This is a genomic window from Ancrocorticia populi, from assembly GCF_003123745.1.
Taxonomy (GTDB): domain Bacteria; phylum Actinomycetota; class Actinomycetes; order Actinomycetales; family Actinomycetaceae; genus Ancrocorticia; species Ancrocorticia populi.
Window position 1 is genome coordinate 1 of sequence record NZ_QETB01000001.1, and the last position, 21,272, is coordinate 21,272.

Annotated in this window: 18 protein-coding genes; 9 read left to right on the plus strand and 9 right to left on the minus strand. The window is 59.4% G+C overall.

Going from position 1 to position 21,272, the window contains the following annotated elements:
* Positions 1-1,150: 1,150 nt before the first annotated feature.
* The 6 genes from rplI to DD236_RS00030 all read right to left on the minus strand — a co-directional run bounded on the left by rplI (position 1,151) and on the right by DD236_RS00030 (position 6,661).
* The gene (rplI, locus tag DD236_RS00005; RefSeq protein ID WP_109092351.1) at positions 1,151-1,597 is read right to left on the minus strand and encodes a 50S ribosomal protein L9; all 447 of its coding nucleotides are present in this window, start codon (positions 1,595-1,597) and stop codon (positions 1,151-1,153) included.
* 14 nt (positions 1,598-1,611) lie between these two features.
* Positions 1,612-1,848, minus strand: coding sequence for a 30S ribosomal protein S18 (rpsR, locus tag DD236_RS00010; protein ID WP_109092352.1), 237 nt, complete (start codon positions 1,846-1,848; stop codon positions 1,612-1,614).
* A 58-nt stretch (positions 1,849-1,906) separates the two neighbouring features.
* Positions 1,907-2,452, minus strand: coding sequence for a single-stranded DNA-binding protein (locus DD236_RS00015; protein ID WP_109092353.1), 546 nt, complete (start codon positions 2,450-2,452; stop codon positions 1,907-1,909).
* A 22-nt stretch (positions 2,453-2,474) separates the two neighbouring features.
* Positions 2,475-2,762: a 30S ribosomal protein S6 gene (rpsF, locus tag DD236_RS00020; protein ID WP_109092354.1), complete on the minus strand. Its 288-nt coding sequence runs from the start codon at positions 2,760-2,762 to the stop codon at positions 2,475-2,477.
* A 177-nt stretch (positions 2,763-2,939) separates the two neighbouring features.
* On the minus strand, positions 2,940-5,228 hold the full coding sequence (locus tag DD236_RS12100) for a transglycosylase domain-containing protein (protein ID WP_109092355.1): 2,289 nt from the start codon (positions 5,226-5,228) through the stop codon (positions 2,940-2,942).
* Positions 5,229-5,230: 2 nt separating this feature from the next.
* On the minus strand, positions 5,231-6,661 hold the full coding sequence (locus tag DD236_RS00030; RefSeq protein WP_109092356.1) for an AI-2E family transporter: 1,431 nt from the start codon (positions 6,659-6,661) through the stop codon (positions 5,231-5,233).
* A 215-nt stretch (positions 6,662-6,876) separates the two neighbouring features.
* On the opposite strand from DD236_RS00030, the gene DD236_RS00035 reads away from it, so the two are divergent.
* Together DD236_RS00035 and DD236_RS00040 are read left to right on the plus strand one after the other, a co-directional pair.
* Positions 6,877-7,557: a PadR family transcriptional regulator gene (locus DD236_RS00035; protein ID WP_109092357.1), complete on the plus strand. Its 681-nt coding sequence runs from the start codon at positions 6,877-6,879 to the stop codon at positions 7,555-7,557.
* On the plus strand, positions 7,557-8,636 hold the full coding sequence (locus DD236_RS00040; RefSeq protein ID WP_109092358.1) for an inositol-3-phosphate synthase: 1,080 nt from the start codon (positions 7,557-7,559) through the stop codon (positions 8,634-8,636). The genes DD236_RS00035 and DD236_RS00040 overlap by 1 nt, the downstream gene beginning before the upstream one ends.
* Positions 8,637-8,766: 130 nt before the next feature.
* Here the strand turns inward: DD236_RS00040 and DD236_RS00045 are convergent, their stop codons facing one another.
* The 3 genes from DD236_RS00045 to DD236_RS00055 form a co-directional block, all read right to left on the minus strand.
* Positions 8,767-8,979, minus strand: a complete 213-nt coding sequence (locus tag DD236_RS00045; RefSeq protein WP_109092359.1) for a zinc ribbon domain-containing protein — start codon at positions 8,977-8,979, stop codon at positions 8,767-8,769.
* Between the two features lie 147 nt (positions 8,980-9,126).
* Positions 9,127-10,428 carry an MFS transporter gene (locus DD236_RS00050; RefSeq protein WP_109092360.1) on the minus strand — a complete coding sequence of 434 codons (1,302 nt, stop codon included), beginning with the start codon at positions 10,426-10,428 and terminating at the stop codon, positions 9,127-9,129.
* The gene (locus DD236_RS00055; protein WP_109092361.1) at positions 10,425-11,924 is read right to left on the minus strand and encodes a CCA tRNA nucleotidyltransferase; all 1,500 of its coding nucleotides are present in this window, start codon (positions 11,922-11,924) and stop codon (positions 10,425-10,427) included. Before DD236_RS00055 ends, DD236_RS00050 begins: the two co-directional genes overlap by 4 nt.
* Before the next feature lie 132 nt (positions 11,925-12,056).
* Here DD236_RS00055 and DD236_RS00060 point away from each other — a divergent pair, with 132 nt between their 5' ends.
* The 7 genes from DD236_RS00060 (at position 12,057) to DD236_RS00100 (ending at position 21,251) form a co-directional block, all read left to right on the plus strand.
* Complete coding sequence (locus tag DD236_RS00060) at positions 12,057-12,578, plus strand: NUDIX hydrolase (protein ID WP_423716449.1); 522 nt, start codon at positions 12,057-12,059, stop codon at positions 12,576-12,578.
* Entirely contained in the window at positions 12,571-14,712 is a 2,142-nt protein-coding gene (locus DD236_RS00065) for a DUF6049 family protein (protein ID WP_243409857.1), read from the plus strand. Before DD236_RS00060 ends, DD236_RS00065 begins: the two co-directional genes overlap by 8 nt.
* Positions 14,713-14,852: 140 nt before the next feature.
* Complete coding sequence (locus DD236_RS12105; protein WP_207785635.1) at positions 14,853-17,108, plus strand: protein kinase family protein; 2,256 nt, start codon at positions 14,853-14,855, stop codon at positions 17,106-17,108.
* 75 nt (positions 17,109-17,183) lie between these two features.
* A complete protein-coding gene (gene trxB, locus DD236_RS00085) occupies positions 17,184-18,128 on the plus strand; it encodes a thioredoxin-disulfide reductase (protein WP_109092365.1) in 945 nt (314 codons plus the stop codon).
* Between the two features lie 46 nt (positions 18,129-18,174).
* Positions 18,175-19,884 carry an HsdM family class I SAM-dependent methyltransferase gene (locus DD236_RS00090; RefSeq protein WP_109092366.1) on the plus strand — a complete coding sequence of 570 codons (1,710 nt, stop codon included), beginning with the start codon at positions 18,175-18,177 and terminating at the stop codon, positions 19,882-19,884.
* Positions 19,823-20,917, plus strand: coding sequence for a hypothetical protein (locus tag DD236_RS00095; RefSeq protein WP_109092367.1), 1,095 nt, complete (start codon positions 19,823-19,825; stop codon positions 20,915-20,917). Before DD236_RS00090 ends, DD236_RS00095 begins: the two co-directional genes overlap by 62 nt.
* Entirely contained in the window at positions 20,907-21,251 is a 345-nt protein-coding gene (locus DD236_RS00100) for a TlpA family protein disulfide reductase (RefSeq protein ID WP_109092368.1), read from the plus strand. The genes DD236_RS00095 and DD236_RS00100 overlap by 11 nt, the downstream gene beginning before the upstream one ends.
* Positions 21,252-21,272: the final 21 nt, after the last annotated feature.

Genomic DNA, 21,272 nt, shown 5'->3' on the forward strand with positions numbered 1-21,272 from the left:
ATGACTCTAAAAAAACACAACACAACATCAACAAAGACATCACATCATGCACAACCGAGACTCAACCCGGCACACCCAACAACCGTTGAGCAACCACCCTCACAGGCAGCCACACCACAAACACCCAGACACCCTCACAGGCACCCAGAAACATGTTTGTCGTGAGCCAGACACAAACCGTCTGGCATTTTCACACTCGACACACTATTAGACACTCAACCACCACACCCACACCCCACAACCAACCAGAAAAAACCAGTCAATCACAAGAAGGAGCGAGAACCAAGCCTACCCCACCAAGCCCGAAACCACAAACCCGCACCAGCGAGAACACAGTCACAACCAGCAGAACAAACCCTTGTCCCACACCACCCAAACACAACCCAAAACCCAACAAACACAAGACCAAAACCCTTGCCCTGCCGGCCCGAACCATGTCCCGGCGACAAGCAAAAACAATACCCACCCCACCCACCCCAACACAAACCACAACCCCATGAACCACCTCACACACCCACAAAACCCAACAACCACAACAAAAACACGCACACGGTGCAGTTCTAACAAGCCTCCAAACCCGGATAAGGCCGGCACCCTCCCAGCATGCGCGACTCAGTTACCGCATCCAAAAGTGACCCACCAATCAGACACAGGAACCGTGAGAGCCCCCAAACGGCCCCGAGGGCACCCGGTAGAACCCGATCGAACCCTCACTCTCAGCACACAACACGCACTGTCACCACCATCAGCAGTGATCGAATAGGTAAAACGCAGATGCCCGTATCTAGTCGCGCACCCACGCACACGGGACGAACCGACCTCGGCGCTGGTCCGGCCAAAACCACGCAAACCTGATCTCGACGCTATCGGATGCCCCTAGCGCTTTGGGAGGCCACTATAGAGGCAACTCAAAGCGCTAACGTACCCTCAAACCGGCAGAGGGGCAGGAGCCCAGCCCACGCGGAGACGGTACAGGCACCGGCCACGTCGTTGTGGTGACGAATGTGACCTAGAAGGGCCGCAGACACGAAGAGACGTAAAGAGCGTCTGAATAGACAGAAGAGCTGGTGGCCAATAACTGGCCACCAGCTCTTCTGATGGGTCTTGCTCCGAGTGAGACAGCTGAGGTTCAGCTGAGCCTCAGCGCAGATTACTCAGCAACAACCTCAACGGTTAGGTTCGCGGAAACATCGGTGTGAAGCTTCGCGGTTGCCTTGTAGGTGCCAACGGACTTGATCGCGGTCGCAACGTTAATGCTGCGGCGGTCCACGGGCTTGCCGGAGGCTGCGGTAGCGGCCTCGGCGATATCGGCAGAGGTGACTGCACCGAAGAGACGGCCGTTTGCTCCGGCGGTCTTTGTGACGGTAAGGGTCTGTGCCTCGAGGGCCTCGCGAGCAGCGTTCGCATCCTCGAGGGATTCGATGGCGCGCTTGCGACGGGACTCGTTGATCTGATCAATTTCCTTCTGGGCACCCTTGCTCCATGCCTGGGCGTAGCCGCGAGGGATGAGGTAGTTGCGGCCGTAGCCGTCCTTGACCTCAACAACTTCGCCGGCTTCACCAAGACCAGAGACATCATGCGTCAGGATGAGCTTCATATGGTTACTCCTCCTTAACGAGCAGAGCTCGAGTATGGCAACAGGGCCATTTCGCGGGCATTCTTGATTGCCTTAGCGATCTTGCGCTGTTCACGGGTGCTAACACCGGTTACCCGACGGGCGCGGATCTTGCCGCGGTCGGAGATGAACTTCCGCAGGGTAGCGGTGTCCTTGTAATCGATGTTCTGGACTTTTGTGGCCTTGACGGGGCCAATCTTCTTCTTTGGCTTGCGAAGCGCGGGCTTCGGCATAGTAGCTCCTTTGGATGTGCGGCTAACGCCGCAGAAAAGTCAATATCTGTTGGTTCCGTTAGAACGGAGGAAGATCATCGAAGGATGAGCCACCCTGAGGTGCCTGCTGCCACGGATCGTATGAGGATCCGCCCTGCGGGGCATCGTAGGAAGCTCGGCCGCCAGATGGCGCGCCTTGCTGTGACTGGCCACCCTGGCCGCCGCCGTAGTTTCCACCACCGCGGTTCTGCCCACCGGATCCGCCGGAGATCTTGGTGACCTGCGCGCGCGCATAGCGCAGCGAGGGCCCCACTTCGTCTACCTGCATCTCGATGGAGGTGCGCTGCTGCCCGTTGTACTCGTAGCTACGTACGGTCAATCGGCCAGTAACAACAACCCGCATTCCCTTGGTGAGTGATTCAGCCACGTTTTCGCCGTACTCACGCCACACGGAGCAGCGGACGAACATAGCTTCGCCATCTTCCCACTGGTTCGTTTGGCGGTTGAGGGAGCGAGGTGTGGATGCCACGGTAAAGCTCGCGACAGGGGTACCTGAGCTAACGTAACGCAGTTCAGGATCGGCGGTTAGGTTGCCAACGATTGTGATGATCGGTTCGCCTGCCATGATCTCTCCTTAGAGTTCGGCCTCAGGCCTCGACGCGCAGCAGCTTGGTGCGCAGAATGGATTCGTTCAGCCCAAGCTGACGATCGAGTTCCTGTGCGGTTTCCGGTGTGGCCTTCATGTTAACCACAACGTATGTGCCTTCAGAATGCTTCTGAATGTCGTAGGCAAGGCGGCGCTTGCCCCAGATATCAACCTTGTCCAGAGAGCCACCTTCGTTAGGGACAACCTGAAGCAGCTTGTCAACGTATACGCCTAGGTTGCGCTCGTCGACGGTCGGATCGATGATGATCATCATCTCGTAATCACGCATGCTTTTCCCACCTCCTTTGGACTATACGGCCATGGTCTTTCCATGGCAGGAGGGTCAATGCGTGGCATCGCGGGGCACATTACCCCGATATACCAACACAACACTCTAGCGGCCCCCGCCCGGCTCGGCTAGTTTTCACCAGAGTTGGTTGTGTGTTTTTGGCGACGACGACGTCAGCTAGCCCTCGCCACCACCGTCATCCTGGCTACCGCCACCGGTGTTACCACCGCCTTGGTCACCGTTACCGCCGCCGTTGTCATCGTCTTCACCGTCGCCCGGTTCCGGCTCGGGTTCCTCGGGCTCAGTCGTCGGCTCCGGCTCAGTTGTCGGCTCCGGCTCGGTCGTCGGCTCCGGCTCAGTCGTGGGCTCTTGCGTCACTGTCGGCTCAGGTTCAGGCGCGGGAGCAGGGTCAGGATCCACCGGAGTGACTGGCGCAGGATCATAGACCTGCCCACCAGCCGAATCTGGCAGATCAGCAAACTCCTCAATATCCATACCCTCAGTGGCCACCTGCATGTAGGCCAGCCACACATCTGCGGGGTAGGAGCCACCGCCAATCTCATATGGCGCAACGGTTCCGAAGGTGTCGAGCTTCTCTTCGGTGCCATCGTCGCCAATCTGGTACATATCAACCGCGGTCACCATCTGGGGGATGTACCCGATATACCAGGAAGACCAGGGGCCGGATGAGGTACCCGTCTTGCCTGCCACGGGCCGTCCGAGCTGGCCCGCCGTTTCGGCGGTTGCTCCTGACGCAGAAGTTCCCTGAAGCGCGTAGTTCAGCGTGTCAATATCATCCTGCTCGAAGACCTTCTCGCCCTCGTTTTCTCCGGAATATACGACGTTTCCGTCAGCGTCATACACTTCCTTCACGATGTGAGTGTCATGCTGAACGCCTCGGTTTGCAAAGGTGCTGTAGGCCGTCACCATATCGATGGGATGCGGTGACGCCGAACCCAGCACGTTCGTGAGCGAATCATCCAACCCCGGTGTTTCATTGGCCTCTGCGGTTTCGCCTTCAGCTGGCCCGTCTGGTAGCCCCGCACGAACGGCTACATCACGCGTTGCGGACGGGCCCACTTGTTGATTGAGCTGAACGAACACGGTGTTAACCGAGTAAGCCGTGGCAGTTGTCAGGGGAATTCGTCCACGGTTGGAACCATCAAAGTTCTGAACTTCAAAGTCTCCGTTTCCGAAGGACATGGGTGAGTAGGACTCATACGTATCCCACAGGGTGCCGCCCTGCTCGATATGAGCAAGTAGAGCAAACGGCTTGAACGTTGAACCGGCCTGAGCCCGATCTTGCGTGACGCCGTTTCGCTCCCGCTCCTTATAGTCTGCGCCAGCATACATCGCATAGATGGCGCCAGTGCGAGGATCTGCGGAGGTAAGCGTCACGTAGTTGTTATCGGGACGATCCTCAGGGAGCGAGTCCACCGCATCCACCGCCGCCTGCTGCATATCCTCATCGATCGTGGTCACAATCTTCAGGCCACGGGTATTGATCTCATCCGCGGTGAACTCACCCGATGCAACGAGTTCGCTCTTCGCGGTAGAGAGAAGGTAGCCATCGGGGCCCTCGAAATCATCGGACAGCTCCGTGGAGATCGTCTCGGGGAACTCCAGATCGTCAGCCTCTTCTTGGGTCAGGTAGCCCTCGGACACCATGTTTCCGAGCACGCCCTGCCACCTCGATTCGGCCTTCTCGGGACTATTCTCCGGATCCCAAGCGGAAGGCGCCGGGATAATGCCGGCCAGCAACGCCGATTGGCTCACGTCCAGCTCCGAAGCGGAGACCCCAAAGTAGCGCTGAGCAGCCATCTCAATGCCATATGCACCACGGCCGAAGTAGATGGTGTTCAGATAGTTCTGAAGAATCTCATCCTTGGATTGCTCTCGATCGATCTTCAGGGCAATGATGGCTTCTTTGAGTTTGCCGGTGTAACTCGTCGTCGTCCCTAAGTAGTAACGCTCCACGTACTGTTGTGTGAGCGTAGACCCTCCCTGAGTAGCCCCACCACGCACGTTATTCACCAACGCGCGGCCAATACCACGCAAATCAATGCCGTTATTGGTGTAGAAGGACTTATCCTCCGAGGAAATCACCGCGTGGCCCACGTAATCCGGCAGGTCAGAAATCTGGACGGATTCGCGGGAGATATCAGCGAAGCTGCCCATCTCCGTCTCCCCATCCTCGTAGTAAACACGGGTGGACTGGGCGATGGCCAAATCGTCCGGCTCGGGAATCGAGACCGAAACGTAGAGGACCGCAAACGCAGCTACCCCCAGCCCGATCACGCCAAAGATGGAAGCCAGAACAACGCGCCAGCTCGGAAGCCAGCGATGAATCGGGCCCTTATCTGCGCGGGGGTAGTTCCAGAACTTCTTCTTCGGCTTCCCGCCTTTGGCAGCGTGCCCAACACCCTTGGGCGAGTGTTTGCCGCTATTCGCCGCGTTCTTAACCATGACTATTTCTCCGTCCTAGCTCGCAGGCTACGAAGCGAGAGACTGCGCAACGTACGTTGGATCTTCTTTCGTTCTTCTGAATCTTGAGCGGTGAGATCGATAAAGGTATCGGGACTTGGCGATTCTTCATCGTAGTATCCATCTGCTTCTTTCTTACGAGCTTCACCCTCCGGAATAAGGAAGGCCTCCATCCAGCGGGTCTGCACGCTAGAGTCAATCAGCAAAGCCTTGGCAAACAATGTGAGCGGGACTGCCAAGATCGCGCCGAGCGGCCCGATGATGAATGTCCAGAACACCAGTGAGAGGAATGTGACGGTGGTGGACAGACCAACCGCATCTCCCGTGAACTTCGGCTGGAAGACCCCCTGAATTACCGCGTTGAACACGCAGTAGGCCACAACTACCCACACACCGGTGATCCAGCCAGAATCGAGCACACCCAGTAGCGCGGGCGGGATCACGCCAATCACAAACCCGATGTTCGGGATGTAGTTCGTGATGAAGGAGAAGAGCGCCCATGCTACCGGCAAGGGGACATCAAGGATTTGCAGTGCCGCCCCATTAAACACGGCAACGATCAGGCCGAACACCGTGGAAACAAGCCAATACTGGCGGACGCGGCCTTCGAAAGATGACAGTGCTTGGAAGAATGTGGAATCGTGGCGCTTCACTACGAACGCGCGTTGCTCCACAATCTGAGTGTCAATCGTAATGAACAACAGCGCAAGGGCTACTAGGGCGATGAGCGCGCCAGCCGAGGAGAGCGAGTTCACCACATTGGTGACGGTATTAACCGCTTGCCCGAAATCGAACTTGCTGAACAGATCAGTGGTGATTTGATCGGCTTGCAAACCCTGACGCTCCGCAAACTCGAGAGCCTGATTCACCAGATTCTGGAAGGCAGGGGCATACCCGCGAATAAGCTCAGGCAGGCCAACAAGCGACCACGCCATCAGGCCCACCACCACAAGCAGTGTTCCCACAAGTGTGGTGATCGTGACAACCGCCGAAAGCCACACCGGTACGCCCTTGCCCAGCAACCATCTGTGGATAGGACGCACAGTGAGAACCAGCGTAAACGCGAAGAAGGCGGGCGCCACCATATCTCTGATCTGATAGAGGCCGGCGCATGCGAGAGTCGCGAGTGCCGCCACCGCCAGAATTTTCATACCTGCCGGTATGTTGTTCGCAGATGTAGCGCTCACCTGCAAACGGGCCGCCGGGGGCGCCGGCGGCTGGTGGGGCCGTGAGGTGCCGGCCTGCTCGGGAGCATCAGAGGATTCAACAGGCGTGGCCTGATCTTCCTGAGGGGTGGATTCGGGATCCGTATGAGGAGCCGTATCGGCCGAGACCTCGGAAGGGGAATCTGGGCGCGGGTGGCCCGGGCGCAGGGCCGCAATGGCATCACGCCCGCGTGCCGAGTTTTTGGCCATGGGTTCCTATTCCCTTCTGTGTTCCCGGTTCTCCCGTCAAGTTTGCCGCAAATCACGCTGATTGCGGCAATCAAAGCGGCTCCCACTGGATTAAGTGTGCCACGATAGAACTGTTCTACCCATGGTCACGGACACAGTTCAGTGACGCGTTAGGGGTGACAGATATATCAGTTCGATATATCCTCTTAACAACATGACAGTCTAAGGAAGTTCTCTTGCCAACCAGCACATCTCGCTCTCAGGTACTCAACCTCGCGATCTTGGGCTATCTTGCACAGGGTCCGCAACACGGTTATGCCCTACGCAAGGCACTGAATCTCTCCTTAGGCACGTTCCGAACGTTGAGTTACGGCTCGCTCTATCCCGCTCTTCGGCGGCTCGAGGCGGACGGCTTGATCGAATCGCACGAGGATCCCAAGATCCCCGGCACGCGCCGCAAGCGCATCACCTACTCCATCTCAGGAGCAGGTCACGATTACCTCGATAACCAGCTTTCCTCCGCAGGTCCTTCGGACTGGGAAGACGGCACGTTCGATGTTCGGTTCACCATGTTTTCCTCCACAGATTCAGCCACTCGGCTCCGGATCCTCGAGGGAAGATACGCGCGAATGCTCGAGCGCCGTGAGGCACTCGTTTTGTGGGCAGACACCGCTGCCCGCCATGCCGATGCGTATGTCACCGAGCTAGCAAATCACGGCTTGGACCAAGTGAATGCCGAAGTGCAGTGGCTGGAGCGCATGATCGAGGAGGAGCGGGCCATCCAAAAGCCCACGCCAACACGCCGTGCTCCGCGGACCCCACAAAAGGGCTCGCAAAAGGAAAAGGCCTCACAACAGGGCACTAAGGCAACGGGCGGTCACCAGACAACGTCCCGTGAACCTATAAAGGAGAACTAATGAGCAAGATCCGCGTTGGAATCGTGGGGCTTGGAAACTGCGCCTCGTCACTCATTCAGGGCGTTGAATACTATAAGGATGCCGATCCTTCCTCTACTGTGCCTGGCCTCATGCACGTCCAGTTCGGCGATTACCATGTGCGCGATCTTGAGTTCGTGACCGCCTTCGATGTGGATTCGAAGAAGGTCGGGACCGATATCGCGGAAGCAATCTCCGCTTCAGAGAACAACACCATCAAGCTGGCCGACGTGCCTCCGCTGGGCGTTAGCGTGGAGCGCGGCCACACTCTTGATGGGCTAGGCAAGTACTACCAGGAGCAGATCGAGGAATCCGGCGCCGCTCCCGTGGACGTTGTTCAGGTGCTCAAGGATAAGAAGGTGGACGTTCTTGTCTCCTACCTTCCAGTTGGCTCCGAGCAAGCGGCCAAGTTCTACGCCCAGTGCGCGATCGATGCCAAGGTTGCCTTCGTCAACGCCATGCCCGTTTTCATCGGCTCCACAAAGGAATGGTCCGATAAGTTTGCCGCCGCCGGTGTACCCGTGGTGGGAGACGATATCAAGTCCCAGATTGGCGCCACCATCACCCACCGCGTGCTTGCCAAGCTGTTTGAGGACCGCGGGGTTGCCCTTGACCGCACCTATCAGCTGAACGTTGGCGGCAACATGGACTTCAAGAACATGCTGGAGCGCGAGCGCCTCGAATCCAAGAAGATCTCCAAGACCAACGCCGTCCAGTCCAACCTTCACGACAAGCTGGATCCCCACAACGTCCACATCGGCCCATCCGATTACGTAGCTTGGCTGGACGATCGCAAGTGGGCGTTTGTGCGCCTCGAGGGCCGCAACTTCGGCGATGCGCCCGTTTCCCTCGAATACAAGTTGGAAGTCTGGGATTCCCCTAACTCCGCCGGCATCATCATCGACGCCGTGCGCGCGGCCAAGATCGGGCTGGATCGTGGCGTGGGCGGCGAGCTCCTTTCCGCGTCCAGCTACTTCATGAAGTCACCCATGGAGCAGCGCGATGACGATCATGCGCGCGAATCCGTTGAGGCGTTCATTCGCGGGGATATCGAGCGCTAATCCATCGCAAATCCCCGGCCCGCTGTCCGGGGTTCCGAATGAGATCCTGCATAACTTCGTGGGAGAAGGCCTAGGCCCTCTGTGCGGAAGGGCAACGCTTTCTGCCACGAAGTTATGTGGACAGCCCCGTTTATCCGCCGATAAGGAAGTCGAGCACATTCATCCCGCTGTCTGTCGTGGACGAATACAGCTCCGTGTACCCACAATTCGTGCAGATTACGGTGATAAACCGCTTGTTTTGCACATCGAAGAGCTTGGCGAAGTTTCCGCCCGTGGCCTGAAACTTATCGGTGTGGTATCGCTGATTACCGCATTTCACGCATACATATTGAACCTGATTCATGCGCTCGAGGATAACCCAACAACAGCCATCTCCCGGCCACTTATCGGCAACCCGTACGTATCTATGCGTCAGATGGCCTAGACCCTCCTATGGAGAGGGCAACGCTCTCTGGCGCATCGTTACGTCCGTGCATGGCTATGCCCCTGGCTACGCAACCACGCGAGGCTTGTTTCCGAGCTTGCCCACGAGGTGCCGGTAGCCAAGAGCTACGATCCACACGAACACGATGAGCCCAATCTGAACGGGACGGGACCAGCCGATGTTCGGTAGGAGGAAGATCGCCACGCCAGCGGCCACGCATTCAGCCACGTTGAACAGGACGTCATAGATGGAGAATGCGCGCCCACGGTAGGCATCCGCGGTATCGGACTGAACGATGGTATCCACGGCGATCTTCGCGCCCTGAACTCCGATACCAAAGATGAAAAGGCCCGCCATAAAGATCAACTGCTCGTGCGAGAACACGATGAGGAGCTGACCCACGGTTCCACCGGTCAGGCATAGGACGATCCACTGCGCTGGCGTTATGCGTTCGTGCGCGATTGGGGTGAGCACCACGGCAACGCCGTGCCCAGCCACCATCGCACCCATGAGAGTTCCGAAGGCGGCGATCCCGGCATCGGCATTGTGTGGATCAACCAGCAGGTTTCGCCCAGCCAAGATGATCGTGATGAGCTGCATCCCGTACACGAAGCGGTGCAGGGCCATGGTGGTCAGAGCCAGTCCAGGCGTACCCCGCCGAACCAGATACTTCACAGCGTCAACGAGGTCCACCGCCGCTTGCTTGATCTGAGCGCCAAGAGAAGAGCTGGTGTCCGGGACCTCCGGCCCTAGCTCATCCTTCGCCAGCAAGGTTGCCACACCGGCCGCCCCCAGATAGAGCAGGCCCGAGATCACAAGGGATGCCAACTGCTGCGACGCCCCATCGGGCAGCAGCAGCCGCAGCAAGAACCCGATAACGGCGCCCACTCCAGTGGCAACACCCCCAAGGGTCGGGACAATCGAGTTCGCCATGAGCAGCCGTTCCTTGGATCCCACCACCATGGGTAGGCCCGCGGAAAGGCCGGCAAGCATGAAGCGCGAGAGCCCTAGGGCAACAAGAACCACCACATACACAAAAGGCCCGTCCCCAAACCAGACTTCCCCGAACACCGCAAGAAGCACCAGCCCGGCCCGCAGAACATTCCCAAATAACAGCACCTGACGCCGCCGCCACCGGTCCAGGAACGGCCCGGTGAAGGGCCCCACGATCGAAAACGGCAGGAGCATCACAACAAGGGCCGCAGCAACGCCGGCCGCATCCGTCATTGCTTCCGGCCGGAAGAAGAACAGGGAAGCCAGCCCCGCCTGAAACATGCCGTCGCCGCATTGGGATACGAGCCGCACCCCGATGAGCTTCCGGAACCCGGAGTTCTGCGCCAGGACCTTCAGATCATCAACTAGCTTCACTGAGCTTGCCTTTCGCTCCACCACGCCTTGAGCCGCCGCACGGCCTCATCGTGTTCTATCGGGCCTTCATCCAAGCGCAGCTCAAGCATGTAGTTGCGCGCCGCGCCAACCTCTCGGCCGGGCGTGAGCCCCAAGATCTCCATGATCTCGGCGCCATCCAGATCCGGGCGAATCGCCTCCAGCTCCTCTTGCTCCGCTATCTCCACGATCCGCTGCGCCAGCTCATCGTTGGCCGCCTGCAGCTGGCTGACCTTCCGGCGATTCTGCGACGTAATATCCGCCCGAATAAGCCGCAGCAGCCGCCCAAGCAGCGGCCCGGCATCGCGCACGAACCGCCGCACCGCCGAATCGGTCCAGCTGTGCTCCCCAAATCCGAAGGCGCGCAGGTGCATCTCCACCAGCCGCGCCACATCCTTCTCTGTCTGCTTATCAAAGCGCATGGCCCGCATCCGCTTGGCCGCCATGCGCGCCCCAATCACGTCATGCGCCCGGAACGTCACCGAACCGTCCTTCTCGAACCGCCGGGTGGCCGGCTTGCCAATGTCATGGAACAGCGCCGCCAGCCGCAACACCAGATCTGGGCCCGGCAGCGGCCCACCGAGGGATGGATCGGAGGTGAGGGATTCGGCGGCATCGCCCTCAAAATTCTCCGAGTCTTCCAAGGCGATAGCCTGGTCCAAGACGGTCAGGGTGTGCTCGTAAACGTCTTTGTGGCGGTGGTGCTCATCCACGGTGTCCTTGAGCAGGGCCACCTCGGGAATCACCACGTCCGCAACGCCGGTGTACACAAGCAGCTCGATGCCCCGCCGCGGCGCTCCGGATATCATGAGGCGTTCGAACTCGGCGCGCACACGCTCGGCCGAAACAATCTCAAGCCGCCCAGCCATTTCCCCCATGGCGTCCATGACGTCTTCGCTCACGTCAAAGCCCAGCTGGCTGGTGAAGCGGGCGGCGCGCATGATGCGCAAAGGATCATCGTCAAAGGATTGGCGCGCGGTCACGGGAGTGCGCAGAACGCCCTCAACCAGATCGTCTAGTCCGCCACACGGATCAACCAGAGCTTTCTCCGGCAGGCGCAGTGCCATCGCGTTGACGGTGAAGTCGCGCCGGGTCAGATCGCCCTCAAGAGAGTCCCCGTAATCCACTTCGGGTTTGCGCGATCCGATCTCATAGGAATCTTGCCGATAGGTAGTAATCTCAACGGTTAAGCCGTTTTTGTGTGCCCCGATCGTGCCGAAATCGCGGCCGATATCCCACACCGTCCGGCTCCACTGCCCCAGCAGTTTCTCGGTCTCTTCAGGACGCGCCGAGGTAGTCAGGTCAAAGTCATGAATGGCAAGGCCCAAGAAGGCATCTCGAACTGGTCCGCCTACAAGTGACAATTCATAGCCCGCATCTGCGAAGATAGTGGCTAGATCATCAATGGTGTCCGGAAGCTTCGCAAAGGTTCGCTGGCCTTGGAACAGCAAGTGAGCCCGCCGATTCGTCTCTGCCATTGCCGCCCCTTGTACCTGTTCATCGCCAAGATCTCGTTGTGACACCCTCTAAGGGTGCCATGATCGAACCTATCTAAGCACGTGGATGGGCACACAATTACTACAGTGTGAAGTATGTCGAGAAAAGCACCGCTGCCTTCGCCGCTTGGAAGGCACCAGCCCTGGAGGCGTGCTGCAGCCGCGCATCAGGTTGCTGCTCGGCGCAATTCGCTGCCCGTTGTCAATGAAACGAGCGCTGGCGGCGTTATCGTTTCCGTCCAAGACGGCCAGGCTTACGTGGCCGTGATCGCGCGGCGAAATCGCGGCGGGCGCCTCGAGTGGTGCCTGCCCAAGGGCCACCTCGAGGGCGAGGAAACAGCCGAGCAGGCCGCCATCCGCGAGATCACCGAGGAGACGGGGATCACCGGGCGTGTTCTTCGCCACCTGTCTTCCATCGATTACTGGTTTTCCGGGACCGATCGGCGGGTTCATAAGGTTGTTCATCATTTCCTCCTCGAGGCTCTGTATGGCACGCTAACCGTGGAGAATGATCCCGACCGGGAGGCGGAGAAGGTGGAGTGGGTGCGCATTGACCGGGCATCGTCCCGCCTCGCCTACCCCAACGAGCGCCGGGTTATCACGCTAGCGCGCGCAATTTTGGCCGGGGATGAGTAGCGTGGGCCGGTTGGGTGCGGGCTTGGCGTCCCTCGCGTTGTGCTTGGGAGGTTTTGGCTTAGTACCACCAGCCTCGGCTACGCCCGTGGTTGGGACTGTTATTTCGGACGACGACGAACCCACCATCACCATCACCTCTGTTGGCGGTTCAACGCTCGCCGAAGGTGACGATCTACGCGTGGATGTGACAGTGGCGAATCCCGGCTCCGAGACACTGAGCATCTCCTCACTGTCCCTCTTTGGGAACAGCTCCCCCCTGTCCTCCCGGACAACTCTGATGACCTTCATGGAAGGTGGCGGCGGAGCGCTCACTCCCTTGCACACGGAGACGGAACTTGAAGACATCGCCCCCGGCGGCACAGTGGCGTTCGATCTGACTGTCGCGGCCGAAGATCTGTTGTGGAGCGGATCTTATAATTCGTGGGGGCCGCGTGGGCTTGAGGCCGAGGCGATTCTGGCCGATGACACAAGGCTGGCTGACCGCTCCATCGCGGTTGTTGAGCCCAACATAGATCTCACGCCGATGCCGGCCGCTGCAGCCATTCCGCTCACGCAAACACCCGAAGAACTCGCGGGCAACACCCTGAGTGTCGAGGATTTCGCAGAACCCAGAGCCGAGCCTACCGAAGAACCCACCGAGTCCGCGGAGCCCACGGCTGAAGCCTCGGGGACCGCCGTGGAGCCCACCGCAACCCCTACCGATGAGGCGGAGGCCGGAGCCGAATCGGATAGATTCACCCAGACGGTCGGCCTCCTCGCGATGCCTGGAGTATCCCTATTCGTTGATCCTGCGATTGATTCACTTGAGGATCCCGCGGAGGCCATTGACGGCAGTGATGGCTCGGAGATGCTAACCACCCCGCTTTACGATGCGGATACTGCGGCATTGGTTCACGGCGGCCATTCGCAGATACTTGAGGACGTAATGGCCGATGCATCGGATGTGGCGCTGCTGCCCGCCGGAGCTGATGGGGCAACGATCGACGCTCTACGTGACGCTGGTGTGGAGGCTGCGTTGCTCTCCGATGAGGACATCCCTCAGGCAGGTTTTAGCTACGCTACGCCTTCTGCGCGAACAACTGTGGTGACGGATTCCGCCGAAATGCCGGCCCTAGCCATCGATTCGGCCGTTTCATCGGCGCTGGCCGGGCGGCTGAGCGATGGTTCCAAGCTCAGCACTCTCGATTCACAGCAAGTTGTGCTCGGGCTGTCTGCGCTTACCTACCGCGAGCGCCCCAATGATCCGCGCGCCATGGTCCTCTCCCTCGATCGTGCGGGCCTGTCTCAATACGGCGCAAGTGTGGATGATCCGGAGGACGCCGAGCAGATCGCCGGCTCTCTTGAGACACTCATGGGCGCTTCCTGGGTTGAGCCCACGTCCGTGTCTGATCTCCTGGAGCTCGAAGATCCTGAGACAGACCGTGAGGCTCTGGCCGCTACCAATGTGAGCTCAGGGGAAATCACTAGTGCTCAGGTGGATGAGCTGACCGGTTTTCAAGCGTCAGTTGCTACGTACGCGAATCTGGCTGAGGATCCAGATGCTGTTCTTGATCCCACCAAGAGCGCCGCACGAAGTGCCTTAGCTACGGGCCTTCGGGGCGATGGCGCTGCGCGTGATCGCATTATTGGGGGCATCAACAATCTCGCCAACCAGCTCGCTGGCTCCCTCAGTGTTGAACCGACCTCCACCATCAACGTGATTTCTGAGAACACAGAGCTGCCGTTGCACGTGAGCAGTGAACTTCCGTTTTCATCAGGTGTTGTCATTCGCGTTGATAGCCACGATTTCCGGTTGGTCTCCAAGGGAGACGTAGCGGTCTCTCTGCCCGGTGATGGCACCACAGATGTGTCCGTCCCGGTTGAAGCACGCGGCTCCGGAAACGTCCAAGTTGAGGTGCAGATCCTTGACCCCGCGGGCAACGTCATTGGGCCTTCTCAGGATGCGCAGATTCGAGTGCGCGCCGATTGGGAGAACGTAGGGACTGCCGTGATCGCGATCGGCCTTGTTGGGATCCTCGCTTTCGGCATTGTGCGCTCGCTACGCCGTGGTAAGAAGCACGGCCCGGTAGACCCCACCGCCTCCGCACAGGCCCAACGCAATCGCCGCCGCGCAGTGTGGCGCCACGGAAAGTAATCGGGCACCGTAGCGTGTGTTTGCTAACGCCCCGGCGCATTAACACGATCTGTTGGTTCGGTATGGCTAGAATGGCGCGTGTGTAGGTATTCTGCGTCATCCGTATGCCCTGATTACCCACAATTTCTGGAGGACGTACAGTGAATCGTATTGTAGAGGCTGGTCAAATACTCTCTGGCCGGTATCAGCTGACCCACCCGTTTTCTGATCAAGTGGATCAGCCGGGCGCAGAGTTTTGGGCTGCAGAGGACACACTCCTTGGCAAACCCGTGCGCATCTTGGCGCTAAACCCGCAAGCTCCTACAACTCAGCCGGTGCTGGACGCTGCTCGCAGGTCCGCCCTCGTTGATGACCGCCACCTCGTGCGCGTGCTCTCTGTTGGGGACTCTACTGAAGTGTCATTTGTGACTTTGGAGAACCCCAAGGGCATGCGGCTTTCTGAATACTCGAAGCAGCAGCTCTCCGGCGAAGAGACGTGGAATATTCTGGGGACACTCGCCCAAACGCTCACAGCTGCTCAGGCGCGCGGCCTCCGGCACTATCACGTGACTCCAGATGACGTGTGGGTAACCCCCGAGGGTGGCATCACCCTTGATGGCGTTGGTATTTCCGCAGCCCTAGCTGGCCGTTCCGTGAGCGAAGTTCCTGATCCGGATGCTGACCGCGAGGAGGCGCACCGCTTGCTCGGATTCGGTGCCGGTCTACTCAGCGGGCATTTCCCTGGTGCCGATGATGAAGTAGATTCGGCAATTACCGAGGCACTCGCCACTCCAGACCTTCCAGAGCCATTGCGGGGAGTTTTCTCCCGGGAGATTGAGGGCGATGGCACTCCAAACCCTCGCTCTATCGTTCGGGGCCTAGGTGCCTGGCCCTCCGTGTCTTTCACGGCACCACCGGTTGAGGAACCGGCCGCGCCCGAGGTAGAGATCCCCAAACCCAAGGGTCCCAAACGCAAATCTGCGTTCGGGAGCGACCGCTTCTTTTCGGCCTCGCGAGTGCGCGAAGACGATGAACCATCTGTGGACAAGTTCCCCAAGATCACCGCACCTTTGGGTGGAGACGCTGCGGGTATAGAAGATTCCGAAACAGTGAGATCCCCAGCCCCGGTCAGCCGATGGGGTGGTCCAAGGCCACAGACGCCCGAATCCCCAACTGAGTCCTCTCCGATCGTCGCATCCGCCGATGCCTCCTCTCCTGATGTGCCCTCTCCTGATCAGGCTTCTCTTGATCAGGCTTCTCTTGAGGGCCCTGTGCAGCCAGAATCCACCGGCGCCACTGCTGTTTTCAAGAAGATCGTTGATCCTGAAGATGGCGATGGCCAAGAGGATGAATACTACAGAAAAGCTGCGAGTGCGGGGTTTGCGGCCGGTCTAGCTTCCGAGCGCGAATCACTTCAGCAGGAGGCCGAAGCCGAGCCGCCGGCTGAAGAGCCGGAGCCAACACCAGAACCTGAGCCAACACCAGAACCAGAACCCGAACCGGAACCCGAGCCAGAGCCAGGACCCGAGCCTCAGCCTGAGCCTGAGCCTGAGCCAACGCCGGAACCCGAACTGGAACCTGAGCCGGAGCCGGAACCTGAGGCCGAACCAACGCCTGAACCGGCCCAACCGACCCAGCAGATTCCGTGGGTTGCGCCAGCGGCGGCCCTACCGCCGGACAAGCCGGTCACTCCTGCCCAGCCAACTGGCGGTCAGCCTCCTACGGGCGCCCAACACACCGCAAGCGAACCTGAGGGCGAACGTCACTATAACCCGTCTAAGGTGTTCACCATAGGGACGGCGATTCTGGTTGCTATTGCATTCATTTGGGCTGCAGCCACACTGTTCAACCCCACCACTACGCCAGAAACCAAGGCCCCAGTGCTTACGCCCACACCCACGGCAGAAGCAACTCCAGAGCCGGAGGAAACAACTCCAGAGCCGACCGAAGAGCCTACTGAGGATTACCCTGATCCCGAGATCGATACGGTTGCGTTGCTGAACCCAGAGGCCGCCGCACTCGATCCCTCAAATGTGGGCGAACAGGATTCTCCCGCCACAATCGGCAACGCCTATGACGGCAATGAAAGCACCGTCTGGCGGTCCTGGTGGTACTCCAACGCTGACTTTGTTGGGAAGAGCGGCTTGGGGCTCGCGATCGCGCTGGATGAGGAAACCGAAGTCTCCGAAGTGACCTTGGCAGTGAATGGTTCCGGCGGAAATGTGCAGTGGCGTGACACCTCGGACGATTCTCCAACAGAGGGCGATGTTCTAGCCGAAGGGTCCATGTCCAGCGAAACCAATCTGAAGGCCGATGAACCGGCGGTCACGGACACGATCGTCCTGTGGTTCAACGAGCTACCCACTGATGATGAGGGCAACTACCGCATTTCGATTTCCGAAATCTCTGTGAAGTAGTTAGACGCGACTCGTCAGGGAATACTCGCGCCCATCCACTGCGTTGCTCATGTGGATGGCAATGAAAGGTAGGAAATGAGCGAAGAGAATCAGAAGGTGCATGAGGTCGTCGTCGTCGGCTCTGGACCTGCCGGGTGGACTGGAGCCGTGTACACAGCGCGAGCAGGGCTCGAGCCCGTGGTGCTGGCCGGAACGCTCGAGGCGGGCGGTGCGCTCATGAACACGACGGAAGTGGAAAACTTCCCAGGTTTCCCCGAGGCCGTTCTTGGCCCCGATCTGATGGACAAAATGCAGGCACAGGCCGAGCGTTTCGGCGCGGACGTCCGCTACGAGGACGCGACCGAGCTTGACCTGACCGGTGAGATTAAGAAGATCACCACGGACGATGAGACCTACCTAGCGAAGTCCGTGATTCTCGCGCTCGGCTCCGAATACAAGAAGCTCGGCCTCGAGGGGGAGAAAACCTACTCCGGCAAGGGCGTGTCCTACTGCGCAACCTGCGATGGATTCTTCTTCAAGGATAAGGAAATCGTCGTGGTGGGCGGTGGGGATTCGGCTGCCACCGAGGCCCTCTTCCTCGCACGATTCGGCACAACGGTTCACGTGATTCACCGTCGCGACGAACTTCGCGCCTCCAAGATCATGGCCGACCGGATGCTTTCCAACGATAAGATCCAGATGCACTGGAACTCTCGTGTTGTGGACCTTCACGGAGAAGGCAAGCTGGAATCCGTGACCCTCGAGGATACGAAGACCGGCACGCAGACCGAGCTTCCCGCCTCCGGACTCTTCGTGGCCATCGGTCATGAACCGCGCTCTGGCGTTGTTTCCGGACAGATCAATCTGGACGAAAACGGTTACATTCTGGCCGATGAACCCTCCACTGCCACCAATCTTCCCGGCGTATTTGCTTGCGGTGATGTTGTTGATCATCATTACCGTCAGGCCATCACCGCCGCCGGGACAGGCTGCAAGGCCGCGTTGGACGCTCAGGCATACCTAGAAAGCCTCGAGGGCTGACTAGGCGCATCTCAAACCTGTGGGACGGCCGTGACATGATGGAGCTATGAGTTCTGAAGTGACGGATACGAGCAAGCGGAAGGCCCGCGGAGCCTTCTTCACGCCTGCCCCCGTGGCCGGGTTCATGGTCTCGTGGGCCGTTCGGGATTCTCGCGATCAGGTGCTCGATCCTTCATGTGGGGACGCAGCGTTCCTCGTTCCGGCCGTGCGGCGATTGGCGGAGCTTGGCGCTACCTCCCCCACTGTCCATGGCGTGGAAATTCATGGGCAGACGGCCAAGCAGGCGGAGTCTCTCGTAGGTGAGGCTGGGGGGTGCGGGCTCATCGAAACCCGCGACTTCTTCAATTTCGGGACCACCGAGGCAGGGCCCTTTGATGCGGTGGTGGGCAATCCTCCGTATATTCGCTATCAGGGTTTTAGCGGTACCGCGCGGGCGGCAGCGCTGCGAGCTTCTCTCCAGGCCGGGGTAAATCTCTCTGCCCTATCCTCAAGCTGGGCGCCCTTCGTTGTGCATGCCTCCCGCTTCCTCAAGCCTGGTGGCCGGCTGGCATTCGTGCTGCCGGCCGAGCTGCTAAGCGTTAACTACGCGGGGCCGATCCGCAGATTCCTCTTAGAAAACTTCGGGGACGTCCAGCTCACTCTTTTCGAGCATCAGGTGTTTCCCGAGGCGCAGGCAGACGTTGTGCTGCTTCTGGCCGATCAGTTTGGTGGCCACACTGAGAGCGCCAAGGTTCGTCAGGTTCGCGATGAATGGGCGCTGCAAGAAGGCGCCGCGGAAGATGATGACGCCCCGACGGCATGGTCACCCCACACTCCCGCAGAAAAGTGGACGGACCTATTCCTATCACCCGCGGCCGCCGATGTTGTTTCGCGTGGGCGCGACGTTGGCGCGTTTGCGTCTTTAGACACGTGGGGGCGCACCCGGCTTGGCGCTGTCACTGGGTCAAACAAGTACTTCACCCTGTCACCAGCCAAGGTGCAGGAACTGGGTATCTCGCGCCGCGACCTGGTGCGCATCAGCCCTCCGGGCAGCAAACACCTGCGCGGCCTCGCGCTCACGTCCGCGAAGATTGCGGAGCTGGGGGAGTCGGGAAAAGCGGTCTGGCTGTTTCGGCCATCCTCCCAGCCAAGTCCGGGCGCCATGGCCTACATCGGGCACGGGCATGATCTGGGCATTGACCAGGCCTACAAGTGCAGGGTACGCACCCCCTGGTACCAAGTACCGGTGCTTCCCGCCCCCGATCTGTTCCTCACCTGTATGAACGCGGATACCCCGCGCCTCACCACCAACAGTGCAGGCGTGCTCCACCTGAATTCCGTGCACGGGGTTTATCTGGAAGAGGGGCTCCAGCTTTTGGGAAGGGAGTTACTCCCTTTGGCCAGCCTCAACTCCCTGACGCTCTTGAATGCGGAGACCACAGGCCGAAGCTACGGCGGAGGCATCCTGAAGATCGAGCCCCGAGAAGCAGATCGTTGGATGATGCCCTCTCCTCAGCTCGTTCAGCGGCATAGCGCCGAGCTGCGGAAGATCAAACGGTCCGTGCTGGCTAAACTTAACAGAGGGAAACTCCTCGAGGCGGTTGAGCAAGTGGACGGCGTTCTCCTCGCCGGCTTGTTCTCCCCGGAGGAAATCGGAGCGATTCGTTCGGCACGGCAGCGAATTTCAGATAGACGCATCATGAGAGGGCGCCACAATGGCCGCACGAACGGCATCCACCAAGACGCAGGCATGGAAGTTCTTCGATCGGATCGTTGAGCGGGCCTCGCGCGGGGGCAGCTACTCTAATCCGTGGCACGCTACTGAAAACTCGCAGATGGAGTACCTGCCGGATTTCCGGACGTTGTCCTTGTTGCTTGGCGTTCCACTCTATCTCTCGGCTCCCATCACCACCGGCGTACCGGCCTTGGCCCTCGACGTATGGATCGCCTATGAACTGCGCCGGGCTGGATTCTCCCCCGATTCGGTGTGGCCACGGGATGCGGCACCTCGAGTGTTGCCGGGCCCCGTTGCAGCCCTTCTTGAATCTCTGCCCCACCACGAGCGCCGCGAACTAACCAAGCGCATCGTCTCCGGCTCGCCCACTGGGGTCGCGCCGTCTCAAGCACTCATCCTTGGCAAGAACTATCGCAAGCAGGTGGACGTGGTGATGTCCCACTGGTCCACAGGCCCCGAGCTGCTCGTGAGCACTAAGCGGATGGATTCAAGTTTTGCCAAGAACGCCCAGAACCGTATCGAAGAGGCGTACGGCGATGCCAAGAATCTTCGGCTGCGCCATCCCATGGCCGGCCTAGGCTTCCTGTTTGGCATTCGCTCCACCGCATTCACGGACGAACCGCGGAGCGCAGAGTTCATCGCGGACTTGCTGATGAAACTGGCTCAGGAAGAAGACGCCTACAACGTCACCTGTATGCTTCCGATCGAATACTCTTCTGATGCCGCCCCAGCTCCGACTGGGCCTGATGCTCCCGTCATACACATTGTTGAGGATGCCCCCGCTGATGATCCGAAGCCGCTTGCGCTCTTTCCTGAGTCCACGGAGAATTCGGGCGAAGCGCACGTGCCAGAACGTGTGATGTGGCAGGATTCCCTCGCCTTCGGCGATGACGGACAGGTGGACGAGGTGCTTGCGGATCTTCCGGGCGTTGGCATCCGGGAAGATCTGGTGCCCCCTGAGCTCCGATCTGGCCAGTTCTTCGATCGATTGGTGCGGCACGTGCTTGCGGCTACCCCCACCACCCTTCACGAGACAGCCCGTGATCGCTTGAAGGTGGCTCAGTATGGATCATGATTCCTTCACTCTCGTTTTCACCACGGCCCAGTGGTGCGATCCCGGTACTGCGATGCTTCCGATTTTCGAGGAGACTCTGCGGGATTTCGCCCGGCTTTACCCAAAGCTTGAAGTTGAAGGCACCGTTATTGATATCGACGACGAAGAGGCCGACCAGATGGCCGGCCTGCCCGCTTCTGTTGATCCGGCAATCCTTGCATCAATAGATTTCGTGCCAACTCTGATCCTCATGCGCGGTTCCGCGCTGGAGGGCACCGAGATGCTGCGATTGGTTGGACAACTACCGAAGCTCGTTATTCGGGCCCAGTTGGCTAAGGCTCTTGGGGTGGCCTAAGAGACACTCGCACAGCCCGCG

What these genes read in the sequence shown, in the direction of transcription:
- rplI (WP_109092351.1), bottom strand. Translation starts at nt 1,597, where the DNA reads ATGAAGCTCATCCTGACGCATGATGTCTCTGGTCTTGGTGAAGCCGGC.
- rpsR (WP_109092352.1), bottom strand. Translation starts at nt 1,848, where the DNA reads ATGCCGAAGCCCGCGCTTCGCAAGCCAAAGAAGAAGATTGGCCCCGTC.
- DD236_RS00015 (WP_109092353.1), bottom strand. Translation starts at nt 2,452, where the DNA reads ATGGCAGGCGAACCGATCATCACAATCGTTGGCAACCTAACCGCCGAT.
- rpsF (WP_109092354.1), bottom strand. Translation starts at nt 2,762, where the DNA reads ATGCGTGATTACGAGATGATGATCATCATCGATCCGACCGTCGACGAG.
- DD236_RS12100 (WP_109092355.1), bottom strand. Translation starts at nt 5,228, where the DNA reads ATGGTTAAGAACGCGGCGAATAGCGGCAAACACTCGCCCAAGGGTGTT.
- DD236_RS00030 (WP_109092356.1), bottom strand. Translation starts at nt 6,661, where the DNA reads ATGGCCAAAAACTCGGCACGCGGGCGTGATGCCATTGCGGCCCTGCGC.
- DD236_RS00040 (WP_109092358.1), top strand. Translation starts at nt 7,557, where the DNA reads ATGAGCAAGATCCGCGTTGGAATCGTGGGGCTTGGAAACTGCGCCTCG.
- DD236_RS00045 (WP_109092359.1), bottom strand. Translation starts at nt 8,979, where the DNA reads ATGAATCAGGTTCAATATGTATGCGTGAAATGCGGTAATCAGCGATAC.
- DD236_RS00055 (WP_109092361.1), bottom strand. Translation starts at nt 11,924, where the DNA reads ATGGCAGAGACGAATCGGCGGGCTCACTTGCTGTTCCAAGGCCAGCGA.
- DD236_RS00065 (WP_243409857.1), top strand. Translation starts at nt 12,571, where the DNA reads ATGAGTAGCGTGGGCCGGTTGGGTGCGGGCTTGGCGTCCCTCGCGTTG.
- trxB (WP_109092365.1), top strand. Translation starts at nt 17,184, where the DNA reads ATGAGCGAAGAGAATCAGAAGGTGCATGAGGTCGTCGTCGTCGGCTCT.
- DD236_RS00090 (WP_109092366.1), top strand. Translation starts at nt 18,175, where the DNA reads ATGAGTTCTGAAGTGACGGATACGAGCAAGCGGAAGGCCCGCGGAGCC.
- DD236_RS00095 (WP_109092367.1), top strand. Translation starts at nt 19,823, where the DNA reads ATGGCCGCACGAACGGCATCCACCAAGACGCAGGCATGGAAGTTCTTC.
- DD236_RS00100 (WP_109092368.1), top strand. Translation starts at nt 20,907, where the DNA reads ATGGATCATGATTCCTTCACTCTCGTTTTCACCACGGCCCAGTGGTGC.